3 rRNA genes are annotated in these 5,404 nt (G+C 58.8%); all 3 read left to right on the top strand.

The features are described 5' to 3' along the window. Window positions 1-130 precede the first annotated feature (130 nt). Window positions 131-1,650, top strand: a 16S ribosomal RNA gene (locus E1262_RS29900). Window positions 1,651-2,042: 392 nt separating this feature from the next. Then, a 23S ribosomal RNA gene (locus E1262_RS29895) occupies window positions 2,043-5,156 on the top strand. A 127-nt stretch (window positions 5,157-5,283) separates the two neighbouring features. After that, window positions 5,284-5,400: ribosomal RNA gene (gene rrf, locus E1262_RS29890) — 5S ribosomal RNA — on the top strand. Together the 16S, 23S and 5S rRNA genes form the textbook arrangement of a ribosomal RNA operon. The last annotated feature ends 4 nt before the right edge of the window (window positions 5,401-5,404 follow it).

Raw genomic sequence — 5,404 nt, 5'->3', positions numbered from 1 at the left:
GGGGGTTGGTTTTGGGGTTCCTTTGGTGACGCGACAGCTTCTTACCGGGGGTTGTTGTGTTGCTGGGGTTGAGTTTCTTCTGATGATGGTTGATGGCCCTGCCTTTTGGGTGGGGTGGTCGGAATATTCATTGATGGAGAGTTTGATCCTGGCTCAGGACGAACGCTGGCGGCGTGCTTAACACATGCAAGTCGAGCGGAAAGGCCCTTCGGGGTACTCGAGCGGCGAACGGGTGAGTAACACGTGGGTAACCTGCCTTCAGCTCTGGGATAAGCCTGGGAAACTGGGTCTAATACCGGATATGACATGTGACCGCATGGTTGTGTGTGGAAAGTTTTTCGGCTGGAGATGGACTCGCGGCCTATCAGCTTGTTGGTGGGGTAGTGGCCTACCAAGGCGATGACGGGTAGCCGGCCTGAGAGGGCGACCGGCCACACTGGGACTGAGACACGGCCCAGACTCCTACGGGAGGCAGCAGTGGGGAATATTGCGCAATGGGCGAAAGCCTGACGCAGCAACGCCGCGTGAGGGATGACGGCCTTCGGGTTGTAAACCTCTTTCAGCGCTGACGAAGCCTTCGGGTGACGGTAGGCGCAGAAGAAGCACCGGCTAACTACGTGCCAGCAGCCGCGGTAATACGTAGGGTGCGAGCGTTGTCCGGAATTATTGGGCGTAAAGGGCTCGTAGGCGGTTTGTCGCGTCTGCTGTGAAAGCCCGGGGCTTAACCCCGGGTCTGCAGTGGATACGGGCAGGCTAGAGTCCGGCAGGGGAGACTGGAATTCCTGGTGTAGCGGTGGAATGCGCAGATATCAGGAGGAACACCGGTGGCGAAGGCGGGTCTCTGGGCCGGTACTGACGCTGAGGAGCGAAAGCGTGGGGAGCGAACAGGATTAGATACCCTGGTAGTCCACGCCGTAAACGTTGGGCGCTAGGTGTGGGTTCCCTTCCACGGGATCCGTGCCGTAGCTAACGCATTAAGCGCCCCGCCTGGGGAGTACGGCCGCAAGGCTAAAACTCAAAGGAATTGACGGGGGCCCGCACAAGCGGCGGAGCATGCGGATTAATTCGATGCAACGCGAAGAACCTTACCTGGGTTTGACATACACGGAAATCCGGCAGAGATGTCGGGTCCTTTTAGGGTCGTGTACAGGTGGTGCATGGCTGTCGTCAGCTCGTGTCGTGAGATGTTGGGTTAAGTCCCGCAACGAGCGCAACCCTCGTCCCATGTTGCCAGCACGTAATGGTGGGGACTCATGGGAGACTGCCGGGGTCAACTCGGAGGAAGGTGGGGATGACGTCAAGTCATCATGCCCCTTATGTCCAGGGCTTCACGCATGCTACAATGGCCGGTACAAAGGGCTGCGATACCGTGAGGTGGAGCGAATCCCAAAAAGCCGGTCTCAGTTCGGATCGGGGTCTGCAACTCGACCCCGTGAAGTTGGAGTCGCTAGTAATCGCAGATCAGCAACGCTGCGGTGAATACGTTCCCGGGCCTTGTACACACCGCCCGTCACGTCATGAAAGTCGGTAACACCCGAAGCCGGTGGCCTAACCCCTTGTGGGAGGGAGCTGTCGAAGGTGGGACTGGCGATTAGGACGAAGTCGTAACAAGGTAGCCGTACCGGAAGGTGCGGCTGGATCACCTCCTTTCTAAGGAGCTACCAGCACCCGCGCGGGTCCCGTGAGGGGCTTGGGTGGGGTTGGCCATGCCGCCGGCGAGTGTCTGGTGGGTGGTTTGCTCATGGGTGGAACATCAATCACGCGCTACCCGCGATGACCTTCGTCCCGTTTCTGGGGTGGGGTTGGTGGGTGAGAGTCGGGCACACTGTTGGGTCCTGAGGAATCGGGCCACGCTTACCCCGTGGGGTTTCAGGAGTCTTCGGATTGCTGGGGTTCTTCGGGGTTTGTGGTCTCACGGTTTCTTGCCGGGGCCGGCCTTCCCCATACCGGTCGTTCTTTGAACGATGCTGGTGGGGGTGGGGGTTGGTTGTCTGGTCGTTGTTTGAGAACTGTATAGTGGACGCGAGCATCTTCATCTTTGTGGTCAAGTTAGTAAGGGCACATGGTGGATGCCTTGGCACCAGGAGCCGATGAAGGACGTGGGAGCCTGCGATAATCCCTGGCGAGCTGGCAACCGAGCTATGACCCGGGGGTGTCCGAATGGGGAAACCCGGCGGCAGTCATGTGCCGTCACCGTCACCTGAACACATAGGGTGGTCGGAGGGAACGTGGGGAAGTGAAACATCTCAGTACCCACAGGAAGAGAAAACAACATGTGATTCCGTGAGTAGTGGCGAGCGAAAGCGGATGAGGCTAAACCGTGCGCGTGTGATATCCGGCAGGAGTTGCGTGTGCGGGGTCGTGGGGTTGCGTTGACCGGTCACTGCCGTGGCCGGTCTGGAGTGATCAATCACTGGTGAAGTCGAAGGACTTGAGAGGTCCGGCGTAGAGGGTGTTACCCCCGTAGACGTAAGCTTGTGACTCCAGTGGCGTGATACCCGAGTAGCACGGGGCCCGAGAAATCCCGTGTGAATCTGGCGGGACCACCCGTTAAGCCTAAATACTCCCTGGTGACCGATAGCGGACAAGTACCGTGAGGGAATGGTGAAAAGTACCCCGGGAGGGGAGTGAAATAGTACCTGAAACCATGTGCCTACAAGCCGTCAGAGCTGCCCTTCGGGGTTGTGATGGCGTGCCTTTTGAAGAATGAGCCTGCGAGTTAGTGGTATGTGGCGAGGTTAACCCGTGTGGGGGAGCCGTAGCGAAAGCGAGTCCGAACAGGGCGATTGAGTCGCATGCTCTAGACCCGAAGCGGAGTGATCTACCCATGGGCAGGGTGAAGCGGAGGTAAGACTTCGTGGAGGCCCGAACCGACCTACGTTGAAAAGTGGGCGGATGACCTGTGGGTAGGGGTGAAAGGCCAATCAAACTCCGTGATAGCTGGTTCTCCCCGAAATGCATTTAGGTGCAGCGTCGCGTGTTTCTTGCCGGAGGTAGAGCACTGGATGGCTGATGGGCCCTACAAGGTTACTGACGTCAGCCAAACTCCGAATGCCGGTAAGTGAGAGCGCGGCAGTGAGACTGCGGGCGATAAGGTTCGTAGTCGAGAGGGAAACAGCCCAGATCACCAGCTAAGGCCCCTAAGCGTGTGCTAAGTGGAAAAGGATGTGGAGTTGCGAAGACAACCAGGAGGTTGGCTTAGAAGCAGCCACCCTTGAAAGAGTGCGTAATAGCTCACTGGTCAAGTGATTCTGCGCCGACAATGTAGCGGGGCTCAAGCACACCGCCGAAGCTGTGGCAATCACACTTTGACCCAGCACCCCTTTGGGGGTGTTCAGGTGTGTGGTTGGGTAGGGGAGCGTCGTGTGGCGGTTGAAGCGGCGGGGTGACCCAGCCGTGGACGCCACACGAGTGAGAATGCAGGCATGAGTAGCGAAAGACGGGTGAGAAACCCGTCCGCCGAATGACCAAGGGTTCCAGGGCCAGGCTAATCCGCCCTGGGTAAGTCGGGACCTAAGGCGAGGCCGACAGGCGTAGTCGATGGACAACGGGTTGATATTCCCGTACCGGTTGTGGCGCGACCATGCCGAGCCCGGTGATGCTAACCACCCGAACCCGTCTTCTCTCCTTCGGGAGGGTTGGTGGGGGAGCGTGGGACCCGAACCGGTAGTAGGCAAGCGATGGGGTGACGCAGGAAGGTAGCCCATCCCGGGCGATGGTTGTCCCGGGGTAACAGTGCAGGGCCGTGGTAGGTAAATCCGCCACAGTAGCGCCCGAGGCTGGATGCCGAGCCGATTGCGGCGAAGTGGGTGATCCTATGCTGTCGAGAAAAGCCTCTAGCGAGCTCCATAGCCGCCCGTACCCCAAACCGACACAGGTGGTCAGGTAGAGAATACCAAGGCGATCGAGTGAACCGTGGTTAAGGAACTCGGCAAAATGCCCCCGTAACTTCGGGAGAAGGGGGGCCGGATACGTGAACGGACTTGCTCCGGGAGCGTTGATGGCCGCAGAGACCAGGGGAAAGCGACTGTTTATTAAAAACACAGGTCCGTGCGAAGTCGCAAGACGATGTATACGGACTGACGCCTGCCCGGTGCTGGAACGTTAAGGGGACGAGTTAGCCTCACGGCGAAGCTCAGAACTTAAGCGCCAGTAAACGGCGGTGGTAACTATAACCATCCTAAGGTAGCGAAATTCCTTGTCGGGTAAGTTCCGACCTGCACGAATGGCGTAACGACTTTCCCACTGTCTCAACCACGGACTCGGCGAAATTGCACTACGAGTAAAGATGCTCGTTACCCGCAGCAGGACGGAAAGACCCCGGGACCTTTACTATAGCTTGGTATTGGTGTTCGGTTCGGCTTGTGTAGGATAGGTGGGAGACGGTGAAGCCGGCACGCCAGTGTCGGTGGAGTCAACGTTGAAATACCACTCTGGTCGTACTGGATATCTAACCTCGGTCCGTGATCCGGATCAGGGACAGTGCCTGGTGGGTAGTTTAACTGGGGCGGTTGCCTCCCAAAAGGTAACGGAGGCGCCCAAAGGTTCCCTCAGCCTGGTTGGCAATCAGGTGTCGAGTGCAAGTGCACAAGGGAGCTTGACTGTGAGACCGACGGGTCGAGCAGGTGCGAAAGCAGGGACTAGTGATCCGGCAGTGGCTTGTGGAAGCGCTGTCGCTCAACGGATAAAAGGTACCCCGGGGATAACAGGCTGATCCTGCCCAAGAGTCCATATCGACGGCATGGTTTGGCACCTCGATGTCGGCTCGTCGCATCCTGGGGCCGTAGCAGGTCCCAAGGGTTGGGCTGTTCGCCCATTAAAGCGGTACGCGAGCTGGGTTTAGAACGTCGTGAGACAGTTCGGTCCCTATCCGCTGCGGGCGCAGGAGACTTGAGAAGGGCTGTCCCTAGTACGAGAGGACCGGGACGGACGAACCTCTGGTGTGCCAGTTGTTCCGCCAGGAGCACCGCTGGTTGGCTACGTTCGGAAGGGATAACCGCTGAAAGCATCTAAGCGGGAAGCCTGCTTCAAGATGAGGTCTCCCACACGGTCAACGTGGTAAGGCCCCCAGCTAGACGACTGGGTTGATAGGCCGGACGTGGAAGCCCAGCAATGGGTGAAGCTGACCGGTACTAATAGGCCGAGGACTTGACCACACACACCCACCCCCACACCCGGGGCGTGGGGCTGCGATGAACACAACGCGTCCACTATACGGTTCTGAAACCAACGAACAGGCACCACCACGGTGGCGCCCCGGAGTGACAACTCCACACAGAACGTGCCGGCGGTCATAGCGGCGGGGAAACGCCCGGACCCATTCCGAACCCGGAAGCTAAGCCCACCAGCGCCGATGGTACTGCCCCCCAGCGGGGGTGGGAGAGTAGGACACCGCCGGACACTT

Origin of the sequence: Jiangella aurantiaca, assembly GCF_004349105.1 — a bacterium.
Classification (GTDB): Bacteria; Actinomycetota; Actinomycetes; order Jiangellales; family Jiangellaceae; genus Jiangella; species Jiangella aurantiaca.
The sequence above is the reverse complement of the archived record's forward strand: the minus strand, read 5'-3'. Positions and strand labels throughout refer to the sequence as shown.